We start from the raw sequence: 26,998 nt of genomic DNA on the forward strand, positions 1-26,998 counted from the left end.
CAAGGTATTTGACTGGTCCCTGTTGCCAAAACAGCTGCCCACACCCATGATCCTCTCAGGTGGTTTGAACCTGGAGAACGTCAAGGATGGGGTCATCAGCTTGAGGCCGTGGGCCGTGGATGTGAGTTCTGGCGTGGAAGCAGCCAAGGGCATCAAGGATGCCGCGCTGATGCGCCAGTTCTGTCAGGCCGTGCGGGCGGCCGATCGGCAATGTGCCGAAGCCGCGTGAGGGCGGAGCCTGCACCTGCAAGGGTGTTGCGCCGCGTGGTGAGTTCAATGAGAGTGACATGCTGAAATACGACCAGCCCGATGCCAAGGGCCACTTTGGGCCTTACGGCGGCACCTTTGTCTCCGAGACCCTGATTTATGCCCTGGATGAACTGAAGAACGTCTACGAGCACTATCGCCACGATGCGGACTTCCAGGCCGAGTTCCGCCGTGAACTCAAGCACTTCGTGGGCCGCCCCAGCCCGATCTACCACGCTGACCGCCTGAGCCGGGAAGTGGGTGGTGCGCAGATCTATTTCAAGCGCGAAGACCTCAACCACACGGGCGCGCACAAGATCAACAACGTGATCGGCCAGGCGCTGCTGGCCAAGCGCATGGGCAAGCCCCGTGTGATCGCTGAGACCGGTGCCGGCCAGCACGGTGTGGCCACGGCCACCATCTGCGCGCGCTACGGTCTGGAGTGCGTGGTCTACATGGGTGCCGAAGACGTGAAGCGCCAGTCGCCCAACGTCTACCGCATGCACCTGCTGGGCGCCAAGGTCATCCCGGTTGAATCCGGCAGCAAGACCCTGAAAGACGCGCTCAACGAAGCCATGCGCGACTGGGTCACCAACGTCGAGAACACCTTCTACATCATCGGTACGGTGGCGGGCCCCAGCCCTTATCCGGCCATGGTGCGTGATTTCCAGAGCGTCATCGGCGAAGAGTGCCTGCAGCAGATGCCCGAGATGATCGGTCGCCAGCCTGATGCCGTGGTCGCCTGCGTGGGCGGTGGCAGCAATGCCATGGGCATTTTCTATCCTTACATCCCGCACGAAGGCGTGCGCCTGATCGGCGTGGAAGCGGCCGGCGAAGGCTACGAGAGTGGCAAGCACTCCATGTCGCTGCAAAAGGGCGTGCCGGGCGTGCTGCATGGCAACCGCACCTACCTGCTGCAGGATGAGAACGGCCAGATCACCGAGACGCACTCCATTTCGGCCGGCCTGGACTACCCTGGCGTGGGCCCCGAGCACGCGTACCTGAAAGACATCGGTCGTGCTGAATACGTGGGCATCACCGACAAGGAGGCGCTGGAAGCCTTCCACCGCATGTGCCGTACCGAAGGCATCATCCCGGCGCTGGAGTCCAGCCATGCCGTGGCCTATGGCATGAAGCTGGCCGCGACCATGCGCCCTGATCAGCATGTGCTGGTCAACCTGTCTGGCCGTGGCGACAAGGACATCGGCACCGTGGCCGACCTGAGCGGCGCGGAGTTCTACTGCCGCCCCTCCTGCCGTGGTCAATCCGTGAAGGGCGGTGCAGCATGAGTGCCGTGACCCGATTGGACAAGACCTTCGCCACGCTGAAGGAACAAGGCCGCAAGGCGCTGATCCCCTACATCACCTGCGGCGATCCCTTCCCCGAGAAGACGGTCGAGCTGATGCTGGCCATGGCCGATGCCGGCGCCGACGTGATCGAGCTGGGTGTGCCTTTCTCTGATCCGATGGCCGACGGCCCCGTGATCCAGAAGGCAGCCGAGCGCGCCTTGCTCAAGGGCATCTCGCTGACCCACGTGCTGGCCGACGTGAAGGCCTTCCGCGCGAAGAACGCGGACACGCCCGTCGTGCTGATGGGCTACGCCAACCCGATCGAATGTTATGACCTGCGCCACGGTGCGGGCAGCTTTGTGCGTGATGCCAAGGCAGCCGGCGTGGATGGCGTGCTGGTGGTCGATTACCCGCCTGAAGAGTGCCAGGAGTTCGCTGCCCGCTTGAAGGCGGCCGATCTGGCCCCCATCTTCCTGCTGGCGCCGACGTCCTCCGAGCAGCGCATGGCCGATGTGGGCCGTGTGGCGGCTGGTTATGTGTATTACGTGTCGCTCAAGGGCGTGACGGGTGCTGGTCACCTGGACACCGCTGCCGTGGCCGACATGGTGCCCCGCATCCGCCAGCACGTGAGCGTGCCGGTGGGCGTGGGTTTTGGTATCCGTGATGCAGCGACTGCCAAGGCGGTGGCTGCTGTGTCGGACGCCGTCGTGATCGGTTCGCGCATCGTCCAGTTGCTGGAAGCGCAGACCCCGGACACGGTGGTGGCTGCCGGGCGTGATTTCATCGCTGAAATCCGTGCGGCCCTTGATTCCTTGAAAGGCTGAACATCATGAGTTGGCTCGAAAAACTGCTGCCCCCGAAGATTCAACCGACCGACCCTGCAGAGCGTCGTTCGGTGCCGGAAGGGCTGTGGGTCAAGTGCCCGTCTTGTGAAACGGTGCTCTACAAGAACGACCTGGAAGCCAATGTGAACGTGTGCCCCAAGTGCGGCCACCATCACCGCATTGGCGCGCGTGCTCGCCTGGACGCTTTCCTGGATGCCGAAGGCCGCTATGAGTTGGGCCAGGAAGTGCTGCCGGTTGATGCGCTGAAGTTCCGCGACAACAAGAAGTACCCCGATCGCCTCAAGCAAGGTATGGAAGCCACTGGCGAGACCGATGCCCTGATCGTGATGGGCGGCTCGGTGCACAGCATCCCTGTGGTGGCAGCCTGCTTCGAGTTCGACTTCATGGGCGGTTCGATGGGCTCCGTGGTGGGCGAGCGCTTTGTGCGCGGCGTCGAGGCTGCGGTCGATCAGAAGACCCCGTTCATCTCGTTCACTGCAACGGGCGGCGCCCGCATGCAGGAAGGCCTGCTGAGCTTGATGCAGATGGCCAAGACCAATGCCGCCTTGACCCGCCTGGCCAAGGCCAAACTGCCCTACATCAGCGTGTTGACCGACCCGACCATGGGTGGCGTGTCGGCCTCGTTCGCCTTCATGGGCGATGTGGTGATCGGTGAGCCCAAGGCCCTGATCGGCTTTGCTGGCCCCCGTGTGATCGAGAACACCGTGCGTGAAGTGCTGCCTGAAGGCTTCCAGCGCGCCGAGTTCCTGATGCAAAAGGGTGGTTTGGACATGATCATCGATCGCCGGGAACTGCGCATGGCAATTGCGCGCCAGTTGGCGATCCTGACGCGTCAACCAGCGGATGCGGTGGCTGCCTGATGGTGTGATGTCTCCATGAGCCAGCAGGTGGTTTGCGCCCTGAATTGACCCCAGGCCAGCAAACGGATCCATCTGGTTTCAACATGCGGGCTGCGCTTGGATGCAGCCCGTTTTGTTTTTTGTTTGTTCGATTGTTTTCCCTGTCTGCGCCCCCACGTGGTCGAGATTCCCATGAGCCAGCCTACTGACATCACCGCCTCTGCCCCTCGCACCCTGGATGCCTGGTTGTCGCACTGCGAGCGCCTGCACCCGGTCACCATCGACATGGGCCTGGAGCGCGTCGGGCAGGTCTGGCAGCGCACCGGCATCACGCTGGGCACGCCGATGGGCCGCGAAGACGATGGGCTGGATGGCCCTGTGGTGTTCACGGTGGCGGGTACCAATGGCAAGGGCTCGACCTGCGCCATGCTCGAAGGCATCTTGCTGAACGCCGGCTTCAAGACGGGCGTGTACGGCTCGCCGCATCTGGTGCATTTTGAAGAGCGCTGCCGCATCATGGGCGAGCCGGTCAATGCGGCCGATCTGGTGCCCCATTTCGAGGCCATTGAGGCGGCTCGGGGCGATACCGCGCTCACGTATTTCGAGTTTACGACCCTGGCCATCCTGCGTTTGCTGGCCACCTCCGGCCTGGATGCCGTCATCCTGGAAGTGGGGTTGGGCGGGCGCCTGGACGCCGTCAACGTCATCGACACTGACTGCGCCGTGATCACCAGCATCGATCTGGATCACATGGATTACCTCGGGCCGGATCGCGAGTCCATCGGGCGCGAGAAGGCCGGCATCATGCGGGCAGGGCGCCCTGCGGTGGTGTCCGATCCTCAGCCGCCGCAAAGCGTGGTCGATCACGCTGCGCAATTGGGCGTCGATCTGTGGCTGTTCGGGCGTGATCACAACTACGCGGGTGACCGCCAGCAGTGGTCCTGGGGTGGGCGCAATAAGCGCTTCAACGGCATGGCCTATCCGGCCTTGCGCGGCGCCAATCAGTTGCTCAATGCATCAGGCGTGCTGTCAGCGCTGGAGGCCATGCGCAACCGGCTGCCAGTATCGGCGCAAGCGGTGCGTACCGGTCTGGCCACGGTCGAGCTGCCAGGGCGATTCCAGATCATCCCGGGGCAACCTACCTTGATCCTGGATGTGGCCCATAACCCGCATGCCACCGCGACGCTGGCTGCCAACCTGGACCAGATGGGCTTCTTCCCGCGCACGCATGCCGTGTGGGGCGCCATGGCCGACAAGGATGCAGCCGGCATGATCACCAAGTTGCGCCCGCTGGTGGACGCCTGGTATTGCTGCGATCTGCCTACTGCGCGTGCGGCCACGGCCGAGCAACTGAAGCAGGCCATCGAAGCAGAAATCGCAGCGAAACCTCTGGCCACGGCACCGAAAGCGACAGTTTCTGCCCACGCCGATCCGATGGCCGCTCTCAAGGCGGCGCTGGCCGCAGCGGACCCCACGGATAGAATCGTGGTCTTTGGGTCGTTCTATACCGTAGGCGGCGTGTTGCATGAGGGCTTGCCCAAGCTGAATGCGCCTCACATGCCTGCTGCCTGATCAACCCGTCGCCCTTCTTTCACCCCAAGCACCGAGCATGCCGCTGCCTTCGTTTTTCCAGCGCTTCAGTCGAAAGTCCTCCTCGGGCCAGGGGGCGTCCGACGCTGTGCCGCTGACGCCATCTGACGTAGAGGCCACACGGGCCCGCGCGCGGCGCCGTCTGGTGGGCATGGTGGTGCTGGTGGGCGCTGGCGTGATCGGTTTCCCCTGGTTGTTCGAGACCCAGCCGCGTTCCATGTCGCCGGACGTGCAGATCGTGCAGGGCGCCAGCGAGGGCGGCGATGTGCAGATCAGTGGCGTGGCGCCAGCGCGTTCGCCTCGTAGCGTGGCGGGCCGGGTGGCCGTGTCCAATATTGTTGAGCCTTCGGCGCCAACTGCAGTTCAGGAAGAGCCGGCACCAGCGACGGCGGCCGGCCAGCGTCGTGCCGAACCGGTCGAGCAGGTGGTGGATGAGCCGGTGCCGAGAGCGGCGGCCTCTCGTCCGGCTGAAGCGCCCAAAGCGGTTGCCAAGCCCGCGAGCAAGCCCGTTGAGAAGCAGGCCGACAAACCCGCAGCCAGGCCTCAGGTGAAAGACGCCGCCAAAGACAGTGCCAAGGACAGCGCGAAGGACAAGGCCAAAGACGCGCCCAAAGTGGCCGCGAAGGACAAGGATGGCAGCAAGCCGGCATCAGGCAAGGACGCCCCCAAGGCTTCTGCCAAGGAAGTAGCCAAAGCCCCCGCCAAGGCGGACAAACCGGCTGACAAGCCCGCCGACAAGGACAAGACCTCGACCCGCTACGTCGTGCAGTTCGGCGCCTTCGCCGACGTGAACACCGCACACGAAGCGCGCATGAAGGTCGAACGTCTGGGGCTCAAGACCTACACCCAGCAGGTGGACACACCTGCCGGTAAACGCATTCGTGTCCGCATGGGCCCTTACGCAGACAAGGCCGAGGCCGACAAAGCCATGGCCACGATGCGCAAGGCCGGCTTGACCGGCGCCATCCTGACTTTGTGATCGACCCGAGCAGAACCGAAGGACGCACAAGGTGGACGGTGTGACCGAGACGGGGGCCTATGCCTGGACCCTGCCTGACCTGATCTTGCTGGTCGGGCTGGGCCTGTCGATGGTGGTGGGTGCCTGGCGTGGCCTGGTGACGGAAATGCTGTCCCTGGCGGGCTGGGGCGTGTCGTATTTTCTGGCGCAGTGGTTTGGCTCCGAGATGGGCCAGGTGCTGCCGATTGGTCAAACCGGGGAGCGCCTGAACGTGCTGGCCGGGATGATCGTGGTTTTTGTCCTCGCCTGGCTGGGGTGGGCCCTGATATCGTGGGCGATTACCCAGGTGGTGAGGGCCTCGGCATTGAGCGCGCCTGATCGTGTGCTGGGTGCGGGATTTGGATTGATGCGCGGCGTGGTCGTGGCGCTGGTGGTCGTGACCCTGGTGGGCATGACACCGGTGGCCAAGTGGCCGAGCTGGCAGGCATCGCGCGGTGTCGCGTGGATGCAGGTGATTTTGAAGGGGCTTCGCCCCGTGTTGCCCGAGCAGGTGATCAAGTTCCTGCCCGAGCAGCCATCCGATTTTTGAGTTTTGATTTGCAAGAGGTGAACCATGTGCGGCATCGTTGGTGTGATTTCCAAGACGCCTGTCAATCAACTGATCTATGACGCGCTGTTGCTGTTGCAGCACCGTGGCCAGGACGCAGCCGGCATCGTGACGGCAGGTCCTGATGCGCACGGTCGCAAGTTCTTCATGCACAAGGCGCGCGGGATGGTGAAGGACGTCTTCCGTACCCGTGACATGCGAGCCCTGCCGGGCACCGCCGGTCTGGGCCAGGTGCGTTACCCGACAGCAGGCAATGCCTTCAACGAAGAAGAGGCCCAGCCTTTCTATGTGAACGCACCTTTTGGGCTGGTGCTGGTGCACAACGGCAACCTGACGAACGCCCATGCCCTGCGCAAGGAGCTGTTCGACATCGACCGCCGCCACCTCAACACCGACAGCGACACCGAAGTGCTGCTCAACGTGTTCGCCCACGAGCTGGAACTGGCAGGCCGTGAGCTGCCGCTGACGCCTGCTGCCGTGTTCACAGCCGTGCGCGCCGTGCACAAGCGCATCAAGGGCTCTTACGCCGTGATCTGTCTGATCGCGGGTTACGGCCTGGTCGCCTTCCGCGACCCGTTTGGCATTCGCCCCATGTGCTACGGCGAGGCCGATCTGCCGGAAGGCCGTGAAGTCATGGTGGCCAGCGAGTCAGTCGCCCTGGAAGGTACGGGCCACCGTTTGGTGCGTGATGTGGCACCGGGCGAAGCGCTGTTCATTGACCTGGACGGCGTCGTGCATGCCCAGCAGTGCGCCGAGAACCCCGTGCTCAACCCCTGCATGTTCGAGTACGTCTACCTGGCCCGTCCGGACTCCGTCATTGATGGTGTATCGGTCTACCAGGCCCGACTGGAAATGGGTGAGACCCTGGCGCAGCGCGTGGTCTCGACCATGCCGCCATCCGAGATCGACGTGGTCATTCCCATTCCCGAATCCAGCCGTCCGTCTGCCATGCAACTGGCTCAAAAGCTGGGTAAGCCCTACCGCGAAGGCTTCGTCAAGAACCGCTACGTGGGCCGCACCTTCATCATGCCGGGTCAGGGCGCGCGCAAGAAGTCGGTACGTCAAAAGCTCAATGCCATCGGGCTGGAGTTCAAGGGCCGCAACGTGCTGCTGGTCGATGACTCCATCGTGCGCGGCACCACCTCCAAGGAAATCGTGCAGATGGCCCGTGAAGCCGGCGCCAACAAGGTGTACCTGGCATCGGCTGCGCCACCTGTGCGCTTTCCCAATGTATACGGCATCGACATGCCTACCAAGGCCGAACTGGTGGCTCATGGCCGCACGCTGGAAGACATCCGCCAGATCATCGGCGCCGATGCGCTGATCTATCAGGATGTGGACGCGATGAAGAAAGTAGTGGCCAAGCTCAACCCGGCCATCAAGGGCTTTGAGGCGTCCTGCTTTGATGGCGTCTACATCACCGGTGACGTGAGCGCCGCTGACTTCGCTGCCATCGAATCGCAACGCCTGACGCAAAAGGGTGAGGATGACGCCTCCAACTCGCGCCTGGCTTTGCAGAACCGTCCTGACTGATTTCGGTCGATAGATAGAGAAGGCCGAGCCGCTTTGGCGGCCAGGCCGATAGGAGGCCGCATGGCCCAATCTGAACCCAAGAAAAAACTGCCGCGCAAAGCTCTGCCAGCCGATGCCCGCATCGAGACGCTGGCGGTGCGCGAAGGCCTGCCGGCTTCGCCATGGGGCGAGAACTCCGAGGCGCTGTTCCTGACCAGCAGCTTCACGCACCCCGATGCGGCCACGGCGGCGGCACGCTTTGCCAACGAAGAAGAAGCCTTCGTCTACAGCCGCTTCACCAACCCGACCACGATGATGTTCGAGCGCCGCCTGGCTGCCCTCGAAGGCACCGAGGCGGCGATTGGTACGGCCAGCGGCATGAGCGCCATCTTGCTGATGATCATGGGCCTGCTCAAGGCGGGTGACCATGTCATCTGCTCACGCAGCGTGTTTGGCGCCACCATCGTGCTGTTCGAACGCGAGTTCGGCAAGTTCGGTGTCGAGACCACCTTCGTGTCGCAAACCGATCTGAGCGAGTGGCGCGCCGCCGTCAAGCCCAATACCAAGCTGCTGTTTGCCGAGACGCCCAGCAATCCCTTGACTGAAGTCTGCGACATCCAGGCCCTGGCTGATATCGCCCACGCCAACGGCGCCTTGCTGGCCGTGGACAACTGCTTCTGCACGCCCGCCATTCAGCAACCCGTGAAGATGGGGGCTGACCTCATCATCCACTCCGGCACCAAGTACCTGGACGGCCAGGGCCGTGTGCTGGCCGGTGCCATCTGCGGAAGCGACAAGCTCATCAACGGCACCTTCATGCCCGTGATGCGTGGTGCAGGCATGAGCCTGTCACCCTTCAATGCCTGGATCGTGCTCAAGGGTCTGGAGACATTGGCCATCCGCATGGCGGCGCAAAGCGCCAATGCGATGAAGCTGGCCCAGTGGCTGGAGCAACAGCCTGCGGTCGACAAGGTCTACTACCCAGGCCTGCCCAGCCATCCTCAGCATGAACTGGCGATGAAGCAGCAAAACGGCTGCGGCGGTGCTGTGGTGTCCTTCACGGCCAAGGCCGGGCAGGGTGCCGATGCTGCAGCCTTGCGCAAGGCCGCCTTTCATGTGATCGATCACACCCAGTTGTGTTCCATCACTGCCAATCTGGGCGACACCAAGACCCTCATCACCCATCCGGCCAGCACCTCGCATGGCCGACTCGCCGAAGAGCAGCGCCTGGCTGCCGGCATCACCCAGGGCATGATCCGCATCTCGGTCGGCCTGGAACACATTGACGACCTCACGGCCGACCTGGCCCGTGGTCTTGACAGCTTGCACGTATGACACAAGTTCGCACCCGCTTTGCCCCGTCGCCCACCGGCTTCATCCACCTGGGCAATATCCGCTCGGCCCTGTATCCATGGGCCTTTGCGCGCGCCAACCAGGGCGTGTTCATCCTGCGCATCGAAGACACCGACGAAGAGCGCTCCTCGCAAGCCGCCGTGGACGTGATCCTGGAGGGCATGCAGTGGCTGGGCCTGAACCACGACGAAGGCCCGTTCTACCAAATGCAGCGCATGGACCGCTACAAGCAGGTCGTGCAAGAAATGCTGGACAAGGGCCTGATCTATCCCTGCTACATGTCCTCGGCTGAACTGGATGCTCTGCGTGAGCGCCAGATGGCCAACAAGGAAAAGCCGCGCTATGACGGCACCTGGCGTCCAGAGCCCGGCAAGACATTGCCGCCCGTGCCAGCAGGCGTGAAGCCCGTGCTGCGCTTCAAGAACCCGCAAGGCGGTTCGGTGGTGTGGGAAGACAAGGTCAAAGGCCGCATCGAAATCAGCAACGATGAACTTGATGACCTGGTGATCGCGCGTCCGGCTGCTGAAGGTTCCGATTCCATCGTGGGCACGCCCACCTACAACTTCTGCGTCGTCGTCGATGACATGGACATGGGTATCACGCACGTGATCCGCGGCGACGACCACGTCAACAACACGCCGCGCCAGATCAACATCCTGCGCGCCCTCGGCCAGGAGCCGCCTGTGTACGCCCATTTGCCCACCGTGCTCAACGAGCAAGGCGAGAAGATGAGCAAGCGCCATGGCGCCAAGGCCGTCACGCAATACCGTGATGAAGGCTATCTGGCCGATGCCATCGTGAACTACCTGGCCCGCCTGGGCTGGAGCCATGGCGACGACGAGATCTTCTCGCGCGCTCAGTTGGTCGAGTGGTTCAACCTGGATCACCTGGGCAAGAGCGCCGGCCAGTTCGACGAAGCCAAGCTGCGTTGGGTGGCCCAGCAGCACATGAAGACCGCCGATGACGCTCTGCTGGCCAAGCTGGTGAGTGAGCAGTGGGCCCAGCGCGGCGTGGCCGTGCCCGCTTCTTTGCAAGCTGGCGACAAGCTGCAAGCCATGTGCGCCTTGTTCAAGGACCGTTGCGCCACCACGGTGGAACTGGCCGACTGGCTGAACATGTACGTGGCCTCGGTGGCCGCACCAGCTGAAGAGCTGGCCGCGCAAGTGACCGATGCCGTCAAGCCCGCCATCGCCGCCCTAGCCACCCGCCTGGAAACGGCCGCGTGGGATAAGGCTGCCATCAACCAGGCCATCAAGGACACCATCGGCGAGTTCGGTATCAAGATGCCGCAACTGGCGATCCCTGTGCGCCTGCTGGTGTGCGGCCGTGCGCAGACGCCGTCTGTGGATGCCGTGCTGGCCTTGTTCGAGCGTGATGCCGTGATCCAGCGCCTGCGCGCCTGATCACTCAAATCGAACTATTTGCAGAAAATCGTTTAAAAAAAGCGTCACCTTGCGCAAAACGTAGAAATCGGTATATACTCTCAGTCTCGCTTGAACGACGCTTTGTTCGAAACAACAAAGCAGCCGGGCAACCCGAAGATGCAGATCGCAAGATCAAATTCATGAGGGGGTATAGCTCAGCTGGGAGAGCGCTTGCATGGCATGCAAGAGGTCAGCGGTTCGATCCCGCTTACCTCCACCAAACAGCCAAAAGCTGGAAGGTGGTCTGGTTGCAGTGTTGCCGAGTTGAGCGTCGATCAGGTTGTATGAAGGATTTAAGTCCCCTTCGTCTAGAGGCCTAGGACACCACCCTTTCACGGTGACTACAGGGGTTCGAATCCCCTAGGGGACGCCAAGTTTTGACAGCACTTGGCTGATCGCAAGATCAGCGCAGTTGTCAGGTTAGTTAAACCACTGCGGAGTGGTAGTTCAGTTGGTTAGAATACCGGCCTGTCACGCCGGGGGTCGCGGGTTCGAGTCCCGTCCACTCCGCCAAGCTCTTTAAATGAGCCTTGCTGGTGACACAGCAAAGTTCAAAAATGGAACAGTCTCGGTGCCGGTTTGGCGCCCTGCCGTAGTCGAAAGATACGATGGGGGTATAGCTCAGCTGGGAGAGCGCTTGCATGGCATGCAAGAGGTCAGCGGTTCGATCCCGCTTACCTCCACCATTAAATAGTGGCGTCAGGTTGGCACAGAGTCGGTTTCAGTTAGTTGTAGTTTCAGTCCCCTTCGTCTAGAGGCCTAGGACACCACCCTTTCACGGTGACTACAGGGGTTCGAATCCCCTAGGGGACGCCAAGTTTGACGGCGCTTGGATTGCATGTGCAATCGAAGTCGTCTGCCACTGCGGAGTGGTAGTTCAGTTGGTTAGAATACCGGCCTGTCACGCCGGGGGTCGCGGGTTCGAGTCCCGTCCACTCCGCCAAAAATGCAAAGCCCTGATGCGCAAGCGTCAGGGCTTTTTGCTTTGCGTCTTTTGCGTCTGGCAGGCTTCAGCGCGCGCGGGGGCACTCACGACAGACGAGGTCAACTTGAGCTTGGCAATTGAGAGGCAGCAGGGGGATTCAATCTCGGGGCAGGCAAGGTTGCGCCCTGGTTCGATAGCCACGTCCCCAGCAGGATCAAGCCGGTGCTGCCCACCATCGTCGCTGTGATGTGTTCATTCATGAACAGCGCACCCCACAGCATGCCAAACACGGGGATCAGAAAGGTCACGGTCAGGGCCCGACTGGCGCCGACGCGGTCGATCAGCCTGTAAAAAATGAGATACGCGACGCCGGTACACACCAAGGTCAGTGCGATCAGTGCCAGCCAGGCTTGATGTGGCACGCTGCTCCAGGCTGCCGCGGTGACAAGGCCTGCAGGTGTCGCGGTATGGGCAGCCGGCGGTCCGACCCACAAGGCCGGCGCCATCAGCACGACGCTGGCCATGGTCAGCGTGCCCGCGCAGTTTGTCAGGGGGCTGAGATGGCTCAGAAAGCGCTTGTTGTAATGCACGGCAAAGGCATACATCAGCGTGGACCCGAGTGCCAGCACGGCCGCCCACGGTGCGCCTGCGGCGGAGAACTGATGTCCATCTGCAGCAAGCAAGGCCACGCCCACAAAGCCTAAGGCCAGGCCGATGGCCCGCAAACCTGACAATCTCTCTCCTGCCCACAGCCAACCCACCAGCGCACCCCACATGGGCGTGGTCGCGTTCAAGATGGACAAGAGCCCCGAAGGCAGGTGACGGGCAGCCTGCCCCAAGCCCATGAACGGCAGGATGCAAGACAGCAAGGCTGCGCCCAGCAATTGAGGCGCATGCTGCCACAAGGCCGGCCCCTCCCGACTGATGAGCACCAGTGGCAGCAGCATCAAGGCCCCGCCGGTGACACGGAAGGCCGCCACGGCCAGCGGGCCGACCGCGGGCGATGCCATCCTAAGAAAAAGAAAAGAGCCGCCCCAAATGGCGGCAAGAAACAGCAATTCGATCACGTCCCTGGGTTTCATGCGTGCCATCCTACCGGGATCGTGCAAGGCCTGCCGATCACATCGATTCATGGGGGATCGATCTCGGAAAAGGATTGAAAAAGGATGAACTGTTGCCCGGATTCACCATCTGACATCTGCAGTTCCCTAAAATCCTCCCTTTCGGGATGACACCAACCATTTAAAGCGAAGGACCACCATGCAAGTTGCCGCATCCATCTTCAAGGCCTATGACATCCGGGGCGTCGTCGGGCAGACTTTGGATGAGGCCATGGCCGAGCACCTGGGCCGTGCCTTTGGTACCGAGGCGCTCAAGCTGGGTGAAAAGGCCGTGGCCATTGGCCGCGATGGCCGTCTCTCCGGTCCTTCCCTGAGCGGCGCCTTGATCCGTGGCCTGCGCGCCACCGGCATCAACGTGATCGATCTGGGCGCCGTGACCACACCCATGCTGTACTACGTGGCAGCCACGCGTGGCGCTGAAGGTTGTCACAGCGGCATCCAGGTAACTGGTAGCCACAATCCCAAGGATTACAACGGCTTCAAGATGGTGCTGGCTGGTCGCGCCATTTACGGCGATGACATCCAGGGCCTGCGTCAGCGCATCGAAAAGGAAGACTACGCCACGGGCGCTGGCAGCCTGGTCGAGCTCAATGTGCTGGACGAGTACACCAAGCGCATCACGGGCGATTGCAAGCTGGCACGCCCCATGAAGATCGTGGTGGACTCGGGCAACGGCATCCCCGGTGCATCGGCCCCTGGCATCCTGCGTGCGCTAGGCTGCGAAGTGATCGAGCTGTACTCCGAAGTGGACGGCGACTTCCCCAATCACCACCCTGATCCATCCAAGCCCGAGAACCTGGAAGACCTGATCAAGGCAGTCAAAGAGCATGGCGCCGAGCTGGGCCTGGCCTTTGACGGCGACGGCGATCGCCTCGGTGTGGTCACCAAAGACGGCCACAACATTTTCCCGGATCGCCAGATCATGCTGTTCGCCAAGGACGTGCTGTCGCGTGTTCCCGGCGCGCCCATCATCTTTGACGTCAAGTGCAGCCAGCGTCTGGCCATTGCCATTCGCGAAGCTGGCGGCGTGCCCACGATGTACAAGACGGGGCACTCGCTGGTCAAGGCCAAGCTCAAGGAACTCAACTCGCCATTTGCTGGCGAGATGAGCGGCCACATTTTCTTTGGCGAGCGCTGGTACGGTTTTGACGACGCCACCTACACGGCCGGCCGTCTGCTCGAAATCCTCAGCAAGGTTGCCAATCCCAGCGCCGTGCTGGATGCCTTGCCCACCAGCTTCAGCACACCTGAGCTGAACGTGTCTTGCGCAGAGGGCGAGCACCACGCGGTCATCGAGAAGCTGCGCCAGACAGCTACTTTTGAAGGTGCCGACCTGACCACCATCGACGGCTTGCGCGCTGACTATCCAGACGGATTCGGCCTGGTTCGTGCATCCAACACCACGCCGGTGCTGGTTCTGCGCTTCGAAGGCCAGACTCAGGAAGCGCTGGAGCGCATCCAGAAGCACTTCATGGCTCAGATCCTGGCAGTCAAGCCGGACGCCCACGTCGGCGCATCGGCGCACTGACCGCATTGCCATCGTCTGCCGTTGTTGATTGAATCGGTGATCAAGCCTTGGCTGGCACGCCAGGCTTACAGCCTGGTGCTGAGGCTGGCTACGCCTGCCTATCTGTGGCGAATCTGGTCGCGCGGCCAGATCGAGCCCGGATACCGGCTGGCATGGCCGCAGCGGCTTGGCCTGTATGGCCCGGCATATCGGCAAGCCTGGCGAGATGACGCGGGGCAGGGTGTACGCCGCCGGCCCGTCGTTTGGCTGCACGCTGTGTCTCTGGGTGAGGCGCGTGCTGCGGCCCCACTGATCCAGGCCTTGCGTCAGCAGCGGCCTGACATGCGCCTGCTTTTGACGCACAGCACGGCCACGGGACGCGAGGCAGGTCAGGCCCTGCTTCAGGCTGGCGATGTGCAGACCTGGTTCCCTTTTGATACGCCCGGCGCCGTGCGTCGGTTTCTGTTGCAGCATCGCCCGGATGTCGGTGTGCTGATGGAGACGGAAGTCTGGCCGAACGTTCAGTATGTTGCCCGCCGCAGGGGCGTGCCGATGGTGTTGGCCAACGCGCGCTTGAGTGAGAAGAGCCTGCGGCAAGGGCAGCGTCTGGCTGCTTTGATGCGCCCGGCGGCCCAGGCCCTGAGCGTCGTGCTGGCGCAAACCGAGGCGGATGCGCAGCGCCTGGTGAAGATGGGGGCGCCGCGTGTGGATGTATGCGGCAACGTCAAGTTCGACATGACGCCGGCGCCGCATCTGCTGGCGCAAGGTCAGGCCTGGCGCCAGGCCAGCGTGCGCCCCATCGCTCTGGCTGCCAGTACGCGTGAGGGTGAAGAGGCGCCTTTGCTGGATGCCTGGTTGGCGGCGTCTCAAACCTGGCCGGCAGATGCCGTCAGGCCCAGGCTGTGGGTGGTTCCTCGCCATCCTCAGCGTTTCGACGAGGTCGCTGAGCTCGTCGCCCGCAAGGGTTTGTCGCTGTCACGGCGAAGCAACTGGGTGAATGGCGAGCCCGATGCGCGGGCCCTTCAGGCTGATGTCTGGCTGGGTGATTCGATGGGTGAGATGCCGGCTTATTTCGCATCTGCCAGGGTTGCCTTGCTGGGCGGCAGTTTCGAACCGCTCGGCGGGCAGAACCTGATCGAAGCGGCAGCATGTGCCTGTCCGATTCTCATGGGTCCTTCCACATTTAATTTTGCGGATGCGGCGGAGTTGAGCGAGGCTGCAGGCGCGGCGTTTCGCGTCCAGAATCTGGTCGAAGCGGTCAAAAAAGCAGTTAAATTTTGTAATGCGGACAACGGTGATCGCATGGCGGAAATCTGCCTGTCTTTTGCTCAGGCACACCGTGGGGCAGCTGAGCGCATGGCGCACGCCATCTGGGCAGGGGTCTCCCCTCACTCTGGGGATAACTTTTAGAAACAACTCCGTGCACAATTCACTCATCAGTTAATTAGTGAGCCAACTATGTCTTTCTCAACCCGCATTGCTCCTGTTGCCATCGCCCTTGCCGCCATGGTGTCCCAGGCCTATGCCAAGACTCAGGATCTGGGCCTGTTGACGGACACGGCCACCACCTTTGGTAACTCGTTCACGAGCAACGGTGGTTTCACTGACTACTACACCTTCTCCATCGGCAATCCCGGTTCGGTGACAGGTACCACGGCTGACACGTCTTACGTGCTGTTCTTCGCCAAGGACGTTACCCTCAGCTCGCTGGTGTTGACCTCCGGTTCGACCTCGACCGTGATCGGTCAAGACGCCACGCCCAACTCTTTCACCTTCTCTGGGCTGACGGCTGGTAGCTACACGCTGGCTGTGAACGGCACGGTATCCGGTGACTGGCTGTTGCCAACCGTTGGCAGCTACAGCGGTTCGATCAAGGCCGTGTCGTCCTCAGTGGCTTCGGCTGCACCCGAGCCTGCTGACCTGGCCTTGACCTTCGTGGGTCTGGCTGGTGTGGGCCTGATGGTTCGCCGTCGCGCTGTGCGCTGATCTCGGCGGGGCGGTCATGCCGCCCCTCATCCTCGGATGATCGACAGAAACGGACCTTCGGGTCCGTTTGTTTTTTCAGATCTTGAACAACACCGAGTGTGAAGATGCTCGGGGTAGGCTGGTACATCCTGTATCGTCTCGACATTGTTTTCGGAGACTTGTTGAAATGCCCTGGTTCAGTCGCAAGTCGGTGCATCGCGCCGCAGGTGTGTTGGGTCGTGTTGCGGGTGTCGCACTGTTGATGACGTTGGCCGCTTGCCCCTCCAAGGACAAGCCTGCCGCTCAAGGTGATGCCTCCCAGATCGTGGCCAAGGTCAACGACAGCGAGATTTCGATCCACCAGGTGCAGTCGGTGCTGCAATCGCAACCCGCTTTGGCCGAACAGCTGGGTGAGGCTGCGCCTGCCAAGGTGCTCGACAGCCTGATCGAGCAAGAGTTGGCGGCGCAGGCAGCCAGGCAGGCTGGCCTGGACAGCAGCCCGCGCGTTCTGCAGGCGATGGAACTGGCCAAGCGCGAGGTGTTGGCGCGTGCCTATCAGGATCAACTGGCTGACAAGATCGTGACGCCCGACTCTGAGGCCATCAATCGTTATTACGAAGCGCATCCCGAACTGTTTGCCCAACGCCGCCGCTATACGCTGCAGGAGATCATGGTCAAGGGTTCTGAGGAACAAGCCAAGGATCTCAAGGGAAAGGTGGAGCACCTGGCCAGTGCCGATGCAGCCAACCAGCTTGTGACGGCCTCGGGCTTGCCGCATTCCAATCGCAACAGCATCCAGTGGGCAGAAGCCTTGCCAATGGATATCCTGCCTCAACTGGCCTATCTGAAGGCCGGTCAATCTCTGGGTGTGATCCGCCCTGATGGTCTGGTGATCCTGACTGTTCTGGCCACTGAAGACGCACCCATGACCCGCAGCGTGGCTGCTCGTCCGATTCAGGCGGCCTTGCTCGCAACCAGTCGACGCGAGGTCGTGAGCAAGGGCATGGCGGCACTGCGCAGCAAAGCCAAGATCCAGCGTATGGGGGCATTGGCGCCGGTCGCTGCATCGGCAGCATCTGTTGCGGCAACCGCATCTGCGCCATGAATCTGGCCGGCGGTCAGCGCGCCATGGTCAGTCGCTCGGGCTGGGTGATCGGGGGGGCGTGGCTCACCTTGCTGATCCCGACCTTGTGGGACTATCTGTTTGGCCAATGGTCGACTTACAGCCAGGGGCATGAGCTGCTGCTGTTGATCGTGGTGATCTGGTTGATGTGGCGTGAATGGCCGCAGATCGCCGCCTTGCCCGATGTGAAGCCGGCGTGGTGGGCCATGCTGGCCATGGGGGGCGGCTTGCTGGCTTATGCCTTCGGCCGTACGCAGGAGTTCATTCGCATCGAGATGATCGCCTTGTGGTGGGTGAGCCTGAGCATCGTGTTGATGTGCAAGGGCGTGGCGGGTTTGAAGCGCACCTGGTTTGCCTGGCTGTTCGCGCTGTTCATGATGCCCATTCCGTTTTCGGTCGTGTTGACGCTGACTGCACCCCTGAAAGAAGCCGTGTCTGCACTGGCCACCTTGATCCTGGGCTCGGTCGGTTATCCAGTAGGGCGCACAGGCGTCATCATCACGGTCGGGCAATATCAATTGCTGGTGGCCGAGGCCTGCGCCGGTCTGCACTCCATGTTCATTCTGGAGGCCATGGGCCTGCTCTACAGCTATTTGGTGAGCCACCAGTCATGGGGGCGCAACGCCTTGCTGGCGCTGTGTGCGGTGCCTGTGTCGTTCACTGCCAATGTTTTTCGGGTCATGATCCTGGTGGTGGTGACCTATCACTTTGGTGATGCCGTTGGCCAAGGCTTCGTGCACAACTTCGCGGGCATCGTGTTGTTTGCCGTGGCGCTGGCTCTGATGGGTGGTGTGGATGCCTTGCTGGGCATGCTCGTACCTGATCCTCGCGAGGATGTGCGCCATGGCTGATCGCAAAGAGGCGGCGGCCTGGCTCATGGCGCTCAGCATGATCGTGACGGCGGTATTCAGTCATGTGTTCCTGCCCAAGCCGCTGGCCGAGGCTCAGGCGCGTGCCAACACGCCGCTGGAGCAGCTCTTTCCTGCCCAGTTCGGCGCCTGGCGTCTGGATCCGTCTTCTGCGGCGCTGATTCGCCCGGCGTTCGAGCAGGCCAAGCGCTTTCAGATGTATGACCAGGTACTGGAGCGCACGTATCTGGATGCCTATGGCCGTCGCGTGATGTTGTCCGTGGCCTATGGCCGCCAGCAATCCGTTGGGCTGCAGATGCACCGCCCGGAGGTTTGCTACAAGGCGGGTGGCTTTCACATTGCCAACGTTCACGCCGGCGAGATGGCACTGCTGGGGCGCAAAGTGGCGGTCACCAGGTTGTTTGCCAGCATGGTGGGGCGGCCTGAGCCGATTACCTACTGGCGCTTGTTGGGCAACGAGTTGATGGTTGATGAGCAGCAGTTCAAGGTGCGGCAACTGTCGCTGGGTGCTACTGGCGCGATCCCTGATGGCTTGTTGGTGCGCATTTCCAGCATCGACGATGAGCCTGCAGGTGCCTACAAGCTGCACGCTGAATTTGCGCAGGCGATGGTTCAGGCGATGAGCCCGGCGCAGCGGCAGCGTGTGCTGGGTTGGTAGGGCTCCGGGCCTTGAGCGCAGATCGCTGGTGTGTGGCCAGCTGTGATCAGGCCAGCAGATCCTGCCACTCGGGATGGCGCTTGATGTAGATCCGCACGTAACTGCACAGCGGGTTCACCTTGTAGCCCTGTACACGAGCCCAGGTGAGTGCCGCTTTCACCAGTGCAGCCGCGATACCTCGGCCCTCCAGTTGACCCGGCACACCCGTGTGTGTCATGTGCATGGTGTGGCCATCCAGTCGGTAGTCGGCCTCGCAGCGCAAGCCATCAACGATGGCTTCGAAGCGACCGATTTCAGGCTTGTGGATGATGTTCAGTTCGGTTGATGCGGAGCTCATGCGTTGTTCCATCCAGGTGTTTCGTCAGACCAGGCCCGCAGCGCCCAGGACGGCCCCTGCGGCCACCAGCCAGATCAGTGAGATCTTCGTACGCCAGACCAGCGCGGCGATCACGATGCTGAGCAGCAGGGCTCGGGGCTGTTGTTGTGCCGATGGTGCCAGATGCCAGCCCGTGGCCAGCAGCAGACCGATCGTGACCGGGATCATGCCTGCCTGGAAGGCCTGCACGCTCAGCCAGTGCTTGCGTGTGGACACCCAGCGCGAGACCGACAATGCCAGGGTGGTGGAGGGCACCATGATGCCGACCATGCTCACGACGGCGCCGCCCAACCCACCGGCATACCAGCCCATCAGGGCCACGAACAGTACATTGGGGCCAGGAGCGGCCTGAGCCAGTGCAATGGCCGAAGTGAAGTCAACGTCACTGAGCAGACCGCTGTCGACCACCAGGCGCCGGTGCATGTCGGGCACAAGTGTGATGGCGCCGCCGATTGACATCAGGGACAAGGCCAGGAAATGGCCGAACAGCAACCACCAGGTGTCGGGTGCCCACATCAACGGCGTCATGCCGGGCCCTTTGTTGCATGTGTCGCTTTGCGGCGCAGCAGCCAGTAGGTGCCCATGCAGGTCAGGGACCCCAGGCCCAGCAGCACCCAGATCAGCGGCCAGTGCAGGACCGCCATCATGCCGAAGGCCAGGGCCGCCAGTGCGGCGCAGGTGGGCCAGCCCAGCACATGGTTCTGGATGGGCGCAGCCAGTTTGAGCACGGTGCCCACGATCTGCCCGGCGGCCACAGCCGCTATGCCGCCCAGTGCACCTTTGATCAGGCCTTGAACCTGTGCGACGTGAGAGGCTTCACCCAGCAGCCAGGCCAGCAGGAGCATCAGCGCCATGGGCGCCGCGATCATGCCAGCCAGGGCCACGAGTGCGCCACGCCAGCCGAAGAAGCGGTCGCCGATCATCAGCGACAGGTTGCACACATTGGGGCCGGGCAGCACTTGCGCGCCGCTGAGCATCTCGACGAAGTCCTGCGGGCTCAGCCAGCGACGGCGTTCACACAACTCGCGCTGGGCCACGGCGATCACGCCGCCGAAGCCCTGCAGCGCCAGGATCGAGAAGGCCACGAACAAGTGCCACAACGAGCGTGGTCGGTCCAGCGCCAGCTCGTTGACCACTGGCGTGGGCGCATCAGGCATAGACGGCCACAACCTGGTAACCCAGCGCAGCCAACTGGCCGCAGGGCGTCCACAAATGGGTTTTCTCGTTGACGTAGCCTTCGCCGGTAGCCAGGGCATCCTTGTCCATGCGCCACAAGCCCTTGGGATCACCGACCTCGACAGGGCGCAGCTCCAGTGCCCACGAGACGGACGACGCAGGGGCGAATCCCTTGAGTTGCCCCAGCGCAGGTGTGGGGCCGGCGTCGGCCAGCAGCACGGCCTGCAATTCGGCGTCCACGTTTTCGACCTCGTGTAGGCGAATGTGGGTGCGGCTGTGCCATTCCTTGGATCCCGTGAATGGCAGGCTGCCTTCCGCGTGACGGATGTCCAGATGCTGGGTGAAGGCCGGCATCATATTGGGCACATACGGCCACCTCATGGCTTCGTTTTCATCCTTGGCCACGGCAGGGCGCTCGGGGCGCAGATGGGGCAGGGCCGATTCGCGGCCCGTTCCGAACACGCCCAGCAACACGCCACCGATCTGTTCCTGACCTTGTGCATCGATTTGTGTCACGCGGGCTTGCACTTGCCGCACATTCTTGCCTTGGCGCAGCAAGGTCACGTCCACCGTCATGGCGCCAGGGGCAACCGGACCCACGAAGTTGGTCTGCAGGGCGCGCAAAGGCCAGTCGGCACCGCACACGTCGCGCATGGCTTGTACAACCAGTGCAGACAGCAGGCCGCCGAAAGTAGTGCGGCCCTGAGCCCAGTCGGCTGTCACCATGAAGGTGACATGGTTATGGCTGCTCTGACGGCTAGCCAGGATCTGGGCCAGGGTGGTGACGGATGCCTTGGTAGCACGCTGTGTATCGCTCATGGAGCACCTGCTTGGTTGAACGGGAACCCATTATCGAACGATCGTGCTATTTTTGCTCGCCGCCGATATTTTCCAGCATGTGCTCGATCTGAACGGCGGGTACCGGGCGGCTGTAGAGGTAGCCCTGAACCACGTCACAACCGCGGCTGGCGAGGAAGGCTTCCTGATCCGGCATCTCCACGCCCTCAGCCACCACATTCATGCGCAGGCCGTGCGCCATCGAGATCATGGTGCTGACCAGCTGGGCATCACTGTCGTTGCCGGGCAGATCCTGCACAAAGCTGCGGTCGATTTTGAGTTGGTGCACCGGGAAGCGCTTGAGGTAGGCCAGAGAGGAGTAGCCGGTGCCGAAGTCGTCGATCGACAGGAAGACACCCAGCGCGTGCAACATCTGCAGGAACTGCTCTGCACCCATGCCGGACTCCATCAGCCCGCTCTCGGTGATTTCGATCTCCAGCCTTTCAGGCGGCAGGCCGGTGCGGTTGAGGATGCGAGACAGTCGCTCGACCACGCCGCCGCGGCGGATTTCCGACGGTGAAAGGTTCACGGCGATGCGGCCGAAGTCCAGCCCGGCATCCAGCCAGGCCTTGCCTTGGCGGCAGGCCTCCTGCAGGACCCATTCGCTGAGCGCCACGATCATGCCGGTTTCTTCCATCACGGGAATGAACTGGTTGGGGCTGACGGAGGGCAGGCAAGCGTTGGTTTCTGTGGGTGTTTTCAGGCGCACCAGGGCCTCAACGGCCGTGACCTTGCGGGTCTCCAGGTTGATCATGGGCTGGAAGTGCAGCACGAACTCGCCATGCTCCACGGCGCGGCGCAAGCGGGTTTCCAGTTGCAGGCGCGAGGTGGCGTCACTTGTGAACGCTTCGGTGTAGAAGCTGAAGCTGTTGCGGCCGCGTCGCTTGGATTCGTACATGGCCGCATCGGCATTGCGTACCAGCTCGGAGGCATCCTGGCCATCGGCTGGGAACAGACTGATGCCGATGGAGGCGCGCACATAGACCTGCTGGCCGCCGTCCAGCGTGAAAGGCTGGTTGAGCGTTTCCAGGATCGCAGTGGCCACATGGGCGGCTTGTTGCGGATGGCGCAGGTGTTCCAGCACGAGGATGAACTCGTCGCCACCCAGCCGGCCGAGGGTGTCTTCCTGGCGTACGCGCTGGCGCAGGCGGTGGGCCACTTGCTTGAGCAGGCTGTCGCCCGCAGCGTGGCCCAGGCCATCGTTGACGGTCTTGAAGTTGTCCAGATCGATGAAGATCACGCCCACCAGTGTGTGATGGCGCTGCGCCAGGTTCACGGCATGCGCGAGACGCTGGTGGATCATCACGCGGTTGGGCAGCTCGGTGAGCGGATCGAAGTGGGCCATCTTGGCCAGACGCTCTTCGGTCTGCTTGATCTGGGTGATGTCAGTGAACACGCCCACGAAGTGGGTGGGGCGGCCCCGGTTGCTCTTGACCGCGCTGACCGACAGCTTGGTCATGAACAGATCGCCCGTCTTGCGCCGGAACCAGACCTCGCCTTGCCAGTAGCCTGAGCCGATCATCTCGGCACGCATGTCGGCCAAGGTTTCGTTAGGTCGATCAGGCAGCAGGAATTCGGGCGATTTGCCCACGACTTCGAGCTCGTCATAGCCGGTCAACGCCGTGAAGGCCGGGTTGATCGACACGACCATGCGGTTGCGGCTGAGCACCATCATGCCGTCCTGCGTGCTTTCCAGTGCGGCGGCGTGCAGGCGTATGCGCTCTTCGGCTTCATCGCGCAAGGCTTCGCGGTGCAGGTTGTGTAGCGCAAAGGACAGGTCGCTTGAAAGGGCTTCGAACAGCGAGAGCTCGTCGGCGTCCTGGTCGTCCACGCGCTTGCCCAGCAAGATCAAATGGCCCACCAGCAGGTTGTCGCGGTGCAGCGGCACGATCACGCAACCGGGGATGCCTGCCGCAATGGCCTCGTCTGTCCAGGCCGGGCGCATGGCGCATTGGCCCAGATTGCGGGTGCGGAAGGTGCGGCCATGGCGCAAAGCCATGTCCAGTGCAGCGTCTGGTGTTTCTTCTGGCAGCAGGTCGAAGTCAAGGCTGGCTTCGCTGGGCGCGGCGTCCCCGGCCAGCGCCACGTAGCTCAGGTGGCGGCGATCGTCTTCGTCGAACAAGGCCACCCAGGCTTTGCGGAACTGCCCGTGATCCACGGCCACTTCACAGACTTTCTCCAGCAGCGTGTCCTCTTTTTCAGAGCGCACGATGGTCTGGTTGACGTGGCTGAGGAAGTCGTACATGCGCGTCTTGCGACGCAGGCGGTGTTCGATCTGGCGGCGGGAGGTGATGTCCCAGATCATCCAGACGACTTCGTTGGTGTCGCCAATAGGGGCGCAGCGGCTGTCGAAGTGTTTGCGTTCTCGGTTGACCGGGATGGTGAAGGTCAGCGATTGCGAGACGCGGGTTTGCAGTGCCTGTTGCAGCACGCCCATGAAGCGTGCGGCCATGTCAGGCGGGAAGAAGTCCTTCAGGTTGAGGCCGAGCATGGCTTCACGAGGACGACCCAGCAGGGGCAGGTTGCTGCCGTAGATGTCCAGATAGTGGCCGTTGGCATCCATGCGGAAGGCCAGATCGGGCAGCACCTCCGCAAAGGCGCGCAACTGTGCTTCGCGGGCCTTGAGTGCATCGGTGGCTTGTTCACGCTGACGGTGGGCGCGTGCCATCAGGGTCAGCAGCAGCAAGGTCATGCCGCCCACCAGGCCCATGTTGATCTTGTCGAGCTTGTGCTGGGCCTCGGTTTCCTCGTCCAGTTCGGCCGCCCAGCTTTGAGCGACGATCCGGGCCGCCTCATCCACCTCGGTCAGTGCGTGCTGCAGGCCCGCGGCATCCAGCAAGGCCGGGGTTCGCAAGCGTTTGGCCAGCGCCTGGCGCGTAAGGTCAATCTTGCTTTGCAGCTGCTGCAGGGCCGGATCCAGCGCCGGTGGGGCAACATCGTGTAGTTGGCGCACGGTGGACTGCGCTTTGGCCGCAGGCTGGTCCACCATCACGTCGTTGATATCGGTTTGGCCCAGCACGCGTTGCTCGGCCAGCCACTGGCTTTGCCTCGCCTGGAATTGCGCCTCCGACAGCAGCGTGTCAAACACGTGTGCGCGTTGCTGCAAGTGGTGCCAGCCCATGTGCGACCACGCGATCAAGCCGATGCTCACCGTTGCCACAGCCGCCACGGACATGGCAATGGGCCCGAACCGGCCAAGTGCCGGTACGGTGGGGGAGGCGGGAGCCTGCTGCTGCATGTTGGATGGGATGACGGCGCTCACGGACCTGGGATCGTTCGATATGTGTGTCTGTTTCGCTGAGCCGGTCAGCTTAGGTGAAAAACAGTGTCTTCGGCGATGATGGGGGCTGGCAATCGGGACCTCCCCCTTAAAGGGGGTTCGCGACGTCGGTACAAGTTCACAGTTTGGAGACCGTTCCCTCATGTCCAGCGCGCAGGCCTATGTGCCTACTTACAACGCCACGTCCACTTTTGTCACGGTGCGCGGCCTGAAGCACCACGTGATGACCTGGGGAGATACCGCCCGGGTCACGCCCGAGCAGCCTTTGCTGGTGATGGTGCACGGCTGGATGGACACGTCGGCGTCGTTCCAGTTCATGGTTGACGCATTGAGGCAACAACCGGGATGGGCAGATCGCCCCATCGTGGCCATCGACTGGCGCGGATTCGGCCTGACCGAAGTGCCGCAGACCGACAGCTATTTCTTTGCCGATTACCTGGGCGATCTGGACTTGCTGCTGGATCAACTCGCACCGAATCAGAAGATCGACCTGCTGGGACACAGCATGGGCGGCAATGTGGTGATGCTGTATGCCGGCGTGCGCTCCGAGCGCATCCGCAAGCTGATCAACCTGGAAGGCTTCGGCATGCCCGCCACGCAGGCGCAGGAGGCACCGGATCGCTACATCAAGTGGCTCGACGAGCTGAAAAAGCCCGTGCAGCTCAAGGACTACGCCACCTTGCCCGAGGTGGCCAGGCGCCTGCAGGCCAACAACCCGCGTCTGCGCGAATCCTTTGCCCTGTGGCTGGCGGGGCACTGGGCCAGAAAGGAGGGCGAACGCTGGGTGATCAATGCCGATGCCGCGCACAAGCGCCCTCAGCCCATCCTCTACCGTGTGGAAGAGGTCTACGCCTTTCTGGAACGCATTGCCTGTCCGGTTTTATTCGTTGAAGGCACCGAAACGCTGTATTTCATGCTGTTCAACGGCAAATTCTCCCGGGAAGAGTTCCTGGAGCGTGTGAAGCGCGTGCCTGATTTCCGCCTGGAAAGCATCGAGAAAGCGGGGCACATGCTGCACCATGACCAGCCCGAAGAGCTGGCAGTCCACATCGCCAACTTCCTAAAATCGGTAGATCCCGCCATCGCATGAGAAAATAAGCTCATTGATAAAAGGCTCCAGTCACGGACTGCAGGGCCTTTTTGACTTGAACCGAATAACGACAGACACCTTTTTTGCGCAGGATTCACATGGACATCGAACACATCAACGCCCTGGGCACCCAGATTGCCGACCTGACCCAGCGGACCGCCGAGCTTCGGAGGTATCTTTGACTGGGATGAAAAATCCCGCCGCCTGAGCGAAGTCAACGCCGAACTCGAAGACCCGTCTGTCTGGAACGACCCCAAGCGCGCCCAGGAGCTGGGCAAGGAAAAGAAGTCGCTTGAAAACGTGGTCGTGACGATTTCCGAGCTGGAAACCGGTCTGGCAGACAACGCCGAGCTGTTCGACATGTCCAAGTCCGAAGGTGACATGGACGGCCTGCAAGCGATCGCCGACGATGTGGCCGCCCAGGCTGCCCGCGTGGGCGAGCTGGAATTCCGCCGCATGTTCAACAACCCGGCCGACCCGCTGCCCGCGTTCGTGGACATCCAGGCCGGTGCCGGCGGCACCGAGGCTTGCGACTGGGCCAGCATGCTGTTGCGCCAGTACACCCGTTATGCCGAGCGCAAGGGCTTCACCTGCACCGTTGAAGACATCACCGATGGCGATACGGCCGGCATCAAGAGCGCCACGATCAAGGTCGAGGGCGAGTACGCCTTTGGCCTGCTGCGCACCGAGACCGGTGTACACCGCCTGGTCCGCAAGTCGCCGTTCGACTCGTCCGGTGGCCGCCACACCAGCTTTGCCAGCGTCTTCGTGTATCCCGAAATCGACGACACCATCGAGATCGAGATCAACCCCGCCGATGTGCGCACCGACACCTTCCGTGCCAGCGGCGCGGGCGGTCAGCACATCAACAAGACCGACTCTGCAGTGCGGCTGACGCACATCCCGACCGGCATCGTCGTACAGTGCCAGGACGGCCGTAGCCAGCACAGCAACCGTGATGTCGCCTGGAAGCGCCTGCGTTCGCGTCTGTATGACCACGAGATGCGCAAGCGCCAGGAAGAGCAGCAAAAGCTCGAAGACACCAAGACCGATGTGGGCTGGGGACACCAGATCCGTTCCTACGTGCTGGACAACAGCCGCATCAAGGACTTGCGTACCAACGTTGAAATCTCCAACACCCAAAAGGTGCTGGATGGTGATCTTGACCAGTTCATCGAAGCCAGCCTGAAACAAGGCGTTTAAGCAGCTACCGCTGCACCCGGCTTCCATGAAGTTCTTCATCCAAAGGACTCTCCGACATGCGTGAAGGTACCGCCCCTCTGATTCGCCGCGAAGACTATGCGGCGCCGGCTTTCTGGATTCGAACGGTCGATCTGACCTTCGATCTGGATCCGGCCAAGACCCTGGTCATCAACAAGATGACCGTGGAACCCAATGCCAACCAACC

General features: G+C 62.3%; 23 protein-coding genes, 6 tRNA genes and 1 pseudogene. 24 read left to right on the forward strand and 6 right to left on the reverse strand.

Annotation, left to right across the window (positions count from 1 at the left end; translation table 11 throughout):
* The 16 genes and pseudogenes from EPO09_RS12030 to EPO09_RS12105 form a co-directional block, all read left to right on the forward strand.
* Positions 1–229 (forward strand): annotated as a pseudogene (locus EPO09_RS12030) (N-(5'-phosphoribosyl)anthranilate isomerase); the annotation flags it as partial.
* A gap of 58 nt (positions 230–287) precedes the next feature.
* Positions 288–1,535, forward strand: coding sequence for a tryptophan synthase subunit beta (gene trpB, locus EPO09_RS12035; RefSeq protein ID WP_290643390.1), 1,248 nt, complete (start codon positions 288–290; stop codon positions 1,533–1,535).
* A 5-nt stretch (positions 1,536–1,540) separates the two neighbouring features.
* On the forward strand, positions 1,541–2,359 hold the full coding sequence (gene trpA / locus EPO09_RS12040) for a tryptophan synthase subunit alpha (protein WP_290643431.1): 819 nt from the start codon (positions 1,541–1,543) through the stop codon (positions 2,357–2,359).
* A 5-nt stretch (positions 2,360–2,364) separates the two neighbouring features.
* Entirely contained in the window at positions 2,365–3,240 is an 876-nt protein-coding gene (gene accD / locus EPO09_RS12045) for an acetyl-CoA carboxylase, carboxyltransferase subunit beta (RefSeq protein WP_290643392.1), read from the forward strand.
* 171 nt (positions 3,241–3,411) lie between these two features.
* Positions 3,412–4,791, forward strand: coding sequence for a bifunctional tetrahydrofolate synthase/dihydrofolate synthase (folC, locus tag EPO09_RS12050; RefSeq protein ID WP_290643394.1), 1,380 nt, complete (start codon positions 3,412–3,414; stop codon positions 4,789–4,791).
* A 37-nt stretch (positions 4,792–4,828) separates the two neighbouring features.
* A complete protein-coding gene (locus EPO09_RS12055) occupies positions 4,829–5,788 on the forward strand; it encodes an SPOR domain-containing protein (RefSeq protein ID WP_290643396.1) in 960 nt (319 codons plus the stop codon).
* Between the two features lie 31 nt (positions 5,789–5,819).
* The gene (locus EPO09_RS12060; RefSeq protein WP_290643398.1) at positions 5,820–6,356 is read left to right on the forward strand and encodes a CvpA family protein; all 537 of its coding nucleotides are present in this window, start codon (positions 5,820–5,822) and stop codon (positions 6,354–6,356) included.
* A gap of 24 nt (positions 6,357–6,380) precedes the next feature.
* On the forward strand, positions 6,381–7,907 hold the full coding sequence (gene purF / locus EPO09_RS12065; RefSeq protein ID WP_290643400.1) for an amidophosphoribosyltransferase: 1,527 nt from the start codon (positions 6,381–6,383) through the stop codon (positions 7,905–7,907).
* A 60-nt stretch (positions 7,908–7,967) separates the two neighbouring features.
* Positions 7,968–9,221, forward strand: coding sequence for an O-succinylhomoserine sulfhydrylase (locus tag EPO09_RS12070; RefSeq protein ID WP_290643402.1), 1,254 nt, complete (start codon positions 7,968–7,970; stop codon positions 9,219–9,221).
* A complete protein-coding gene (gene gltX / locus EPO09_RS12075; protein ID WP_290643404.1) occupies positions 9,218–10,642 on the forward strand; it encodes a glutamate--tRNA ligase in 1,425 nt (474 codons plus the stop codon). The genes EPO09_RS12070 and gltX overlap by 4 nt, the downstream gene beginning before the upstream one ends.
* A gap of 165 nt (positions 10,643–10,807) precedes the next feature.
* Positions 10,808–10,883 (forward strand) — tRNA-Ala (locus EPO09_RS12080).
* 77 nt (positions 10,884–10,960) lie between these two features.
* A tRNA-Glu gene (locus EPO09_RS12085) sits at positions 10,961–11,036 on the forward strand.
* Between the two features lie 63 nt (positions 11,037–11,099).
* Positions 11,100–11,176, forward strand: a tRNA-Asp gene (locus EPO09_RS12090).
* A 97-nt stretch (positions 11,177–11,273) separates the two neighbouring features.
* Positions 11,274–11,349: transfer RNA gene (locus tag EPO09_RS12095), tRNA-Ala, on the forward strand.
* A gap of 54 nt (positions 11,350–11,403) precedes the next feature.
* Positions 11,404–11,479: transfer RNA gene (locus EPO09_RS12100), tRNA-Glu, on the forward strand.
* Positions 11,480–11,529: 50 nt separating this feature from the next.
* Positions 11,530–11,606: transfer RNA gene (locus EPO09_RS12105), tRNA-Asp, on the forward strand.
* A 101-nt stretch (positions 11,607–11,707) separates the two neighbouring features.
* On the opposite strand, the gene EPO09_RS12110 is transcribed toward EPO09_RS12105, so the two are convergent.
* Positions 11,708–12,721, reverse strand: coding sequence for a DMT family transporter (locus EPO09_RS12110; protein WP_367200067.1), 1,014 nt, complete (start codon positions 12,719–12,721; stop codon positions 11,708–11,710).
* Between the two features lie 127 nt (positions 12,722–12,848).
* Between EPO09_RS12110 and EPO09_RS12115 the strand changes: the two genes are divergently transcribed.
* From EPO09_RS12115 to epsI, 6 genes are all read left to right on the forward strand, one after another.
* On the forward strand, positions 12,849–14,237 hold the full coding sequence (locus EPO09_RS12115; RefSeq protein ID WP_290643408.1) for a phosphomannomutase/phosphoglucomutase: 1,389 nt from the start codon (positions 12,849–12,851) through the stop codon (positions 14,235–14,237).
* Between the two features lie 36 nt (positions 14,238–14,273).
* Positions 14,274–15,626, forward strand: a complete 1,353-nt coding sequence (locus EPO09_RS12120; protein WP_367200068.1) for a 3-deoxy-D-manno-octulosonic acid transferase — start codon at positions 14,274–14,276, stop codon at positions 15,624–15,626.
* A 48-nt stretch (positions 15,627–15,674) separates the two neighbouring features.
* A complete protein-coding gene (locus tag EPO09_RS12125) occupies positions 15,675–16,202 on the forward strand; it encodes an FxDxF family PEP-CTERM protein (RefSeq protein WP_290643409.1) in 528 nt (175 codons plus the stop codon).
* 166 nt (positions 16,203–16,368) lie between these two features.
* A complete protein-coding gene (locus tag EPO09_RS12130) occupies positions 16,369–17,286 on the forward strand; it encodes an EpsD family peptidyl-prolyl cis-trans isomerase (protein ID WP_290643411.1) in 918 nt (305 codons plus the stop codon).
* On the forward strand, positions 17,283–18,155 hold the full coding sequence (xrtB, locus tag EPO09_RS12135) for an exosortase B (protein WP_290643413.1): 873 nt from the start codon (positions 17,283–17,285) through the stop codon (positions 18,153–18,155). The genes EPO09_RS12130 and xrtB overlap by 4 nt, the downstream gene beginning before the upstream one ends.
* The gene (gene epsI, locus EPO09_RS12140) at positions 18,148–18,831 is read left to right on the forward strand and encodes an exosortase-associated protein EpsI, B-type (protein ID WP_290643415.1); all 684 of its coding nucleotides are present in this window, start codon (positions 18,148–18,150) and stop codon (positions 18,829–18,831) included. The genes xrtB and epsI overlap by 8 nt, the downstream gene beginning before the upstream one ends.
* Positions 18,832–18,877: 46 nt before the next feature.
* Here epsI and EPO09_RS12145 read toward each other — a convergent pair whose 3' ends face one another.
* The 5 genes from EPO09_RS12145 to EPO09_RS12165 are packed head-to-tail and all read right to left on the reverse strand — an operon-like array spanning position 18,878 to position 24,482.
* Positions 18,878–19,168, reverse strand: a complete 291-nt coding sequence (locus EPO09_RS12145) for a GNAT family N-acetyltransferase (RefSeq protein WP_290643417.1) — start codon at positions 19,166–19,168, stop codon at positions 18,878–18,880.
* A 24-nt stretch (positions 19,169–19,192) separates the two neighbouring features.
* Positions 19,193–19,735, reverse strand: a complete 543-nt coding sequence (locus EPO09_RS12150; RefSeq protein WP_290643419.1) for a chromate transporter — start codon at positions 19,733–19,735, stop codon at positions 19,193–19,195.
* Complete coding sequence (locus EPO09_RS12155) at positions 19,732–20,364, reverse strand: chromate transporter (RefSeq protein ID WP_290643421.1); 633 nt, start codon at positions 20,362–20,364, stop codon at positions 19,732–19,734. Before EPO09_RS12155 ends, EPO09_RS12150 begins: the two co-directional genes overlap by 4 nt.
* Positions 20,357–21,202, reverse strand: coding sequence for a thioesterase family protein (locus EPO09_RS12160; protein WP_290643423.1), 846 nt, complete (start codon positions 21,200–21,202; stop codon positions 20,357–20,359). The genes EPO09_RS12155 and EPO09_RS12160 overlap by 8 nt, the downstream gene beginning before the upstream one ends.
* 46 nt (positions 21,203–21,248) lie before the next feature.
* Positions 21,249–24,482: an EAL domain-containing protein gene (locus EPO09_RS12165; RefSeq protein WP_290643425.1), complete on the reverse strand. Its 3,234-nt coding sequence runs from the start codon at positions 24,480–24,482 to the stop codon at positions 21,249–21,251.
* Between the two features lie 160 nt (positions 24,483–24,642).
* On the opposite strand from EPO09_RS12165, the gene EPO09_RS12170 reads away from it, so the two are divergent.
* Together EPO09_RS12170 and prfB are read left to right on the forward strand one after the other, a co-directional pair.
* Complete coding sequence (locus EPO09_RS12170) at positions 24,643–25,590, forward strand: alpha/beta hydrolase (RefSeq protein WP_290643427.1); 948 nt, start codon at positions 24,643–24,645, stop codon at positions 25,588–25,590.
* A gap of 98 nt (positions 25,591–25,688) precedes the next feature.
* Positions 25,689–26,793, forward strand: a protein-coding gene (gene prfB / locus EPO09_RS12175; RefSeq protein WP_290643429.1) for a peptide chain release factor 2 whose coding sequence is annotated in 2 segments (ribosomal slippage) — positions 25,689–25,769 and positions 25,771–26,793 — 1,104 coding nt in all. Because the reading frame shifts where the segments join, the coding sequence is not laid out codon by codon here.
* Positions 26,794–26,998: the final 205 nt, after the last annotated feature.

The organism is Aquabacterium sp. (assembly GCF_004297345.1).
Taxonomy (GTDB): domain Bacteria; phylum Pseudomonadota; class Gammaproteobacteria; order Burkholderiales; family Burkholderiaceae_C; genus Aquabacterium.

Excerpts from the sequence above, each read along its gene's own strand:
- trpB (WP_290643390.1), top strand. The coding sequence starts at position 288 with ATGCTGAAATACGACCAGCCCGATGCCAAGGGCCACTTTGGGCCTTAC.
- accD (WP_290643392.1), top strand. The coding sequence starts at position 2,365 with ATGAGTTGGCTCGAAAAACTGCTGCCCCCGAAGATTCAACCGACCGAC.
- folC (WP_290643394.1), top strand. The coding sequence starts at position 3,412 with ATGAGCCAGCCTACTGACATCACCGCCTCTGCCCCTCGCACCCTGGAT.
- EPO09_RS12055 (WP_290643396.1), top strand. The coding sequence starts at position 4,829 with ATGCCGCTGCCTTCGTTTTTCCAGCGCTTCAGTCGAAAGTCCTCCTCG.
- purF (WP_290643400.1), top strand. The coding sequence starts at position 6,381 with ATGTGCGGCATCGTTGGTGTGATTTCCAAGACGCCTGTCAATCAACTG.
- EPO09_RS12070 (WP_290643402.1), top strand. The coding sequence starts at position 7,968 with ATGGCCCAATCTGAACCCAAGAAAAAACTGCCGCGCAAAGCTCTGCCA.
- gltX (WP_290643404.1), top strand. The coding sequence starts at position 9,218 with ATGACACAAGTTCGCACCCGCTTTGCCCCGTCGCCCACCGGCTTCATC.
- EPO09_RS12110 (WP_367200067.1), bottom strand. The coding sequence starts at position 12,721 with ATGAATCGATGTGATCGGCAGGCCTTGCACGATCCCGGTAGGATGGCA.
- EPO09_RS12115 (WP_290643408.1), top strand. The coding sequence starts at position 12,849 with ATGCAAGTTGCCGCATCCATCTTCAAGGCCTATGACATCCGGGGCGTC.
- EPO09_RS12125 (WP_290643409.1), top strand. The coding sequence starts at position 15,675 with ATGTCTTTCTCAACCCGCATTGCTCCTGTTGCCATCGCCCTTGCCGCC.
- EPO09_RS12130 (WP_290643411.1), top strand. The coding sequence starts at position 16,369 with ATGCCCTGGTTCAGTCGCAAGTCGGTGCATCGCGCCGCAGGTGTGTTG.
- xrtB (WP_290643413.1), top strand. The coding sequence starts at position 17,283 with ATGAATCTGGCCGGCGGTCAGCGCGCCATGGTCAGTCGCTCGGGCTGG.
- epsI (WP_290643415.1), top strand. The coding sequence starts at position 18,148 with ATGGCTGATCGCAAAGAGGCGGCGGCCTGGCTCATGGCGCTCAGCATG.
- EPO09_RS12145 (WP_290643417.1), bottom strand. The coding sequence starts at position 19,168 with ATGAGCTCCGCATCAACCGAACTGAACATCATCCACAAGCCTGAAATC.
- EPO09_RS12150 (WP_290643419.1), bottom strand. The coding sequence starts at position 19,735 with ATGACGCCGTTGATGTGGGCACCCGACACCTGGTGGTTGCTGTTCGGC.
- EPO09_RS12155 (WP_290643421.1), bottom strand. The coding sequence starts at position 20,364 with ATGCCTGATGCGCCCACGCCAGTGGTCAACGAGCTGGCGCTGGACCGA.
- EPO09_RS12160 (WP_290643423.1), bottom strand. The coding sequence starts at position 21,202 with ATGAGCGATACACAGCGTGCTACCAAGGCATCCGTCACCACCCTGGCC.
- EPO09_RS12170 (WP_290643427.1), top strand. The coding sequence starts at position 24,643 with ATGTCCAGCGCGCAGGCCTATGTGCCTACTTACAACGCCACGTCCACT.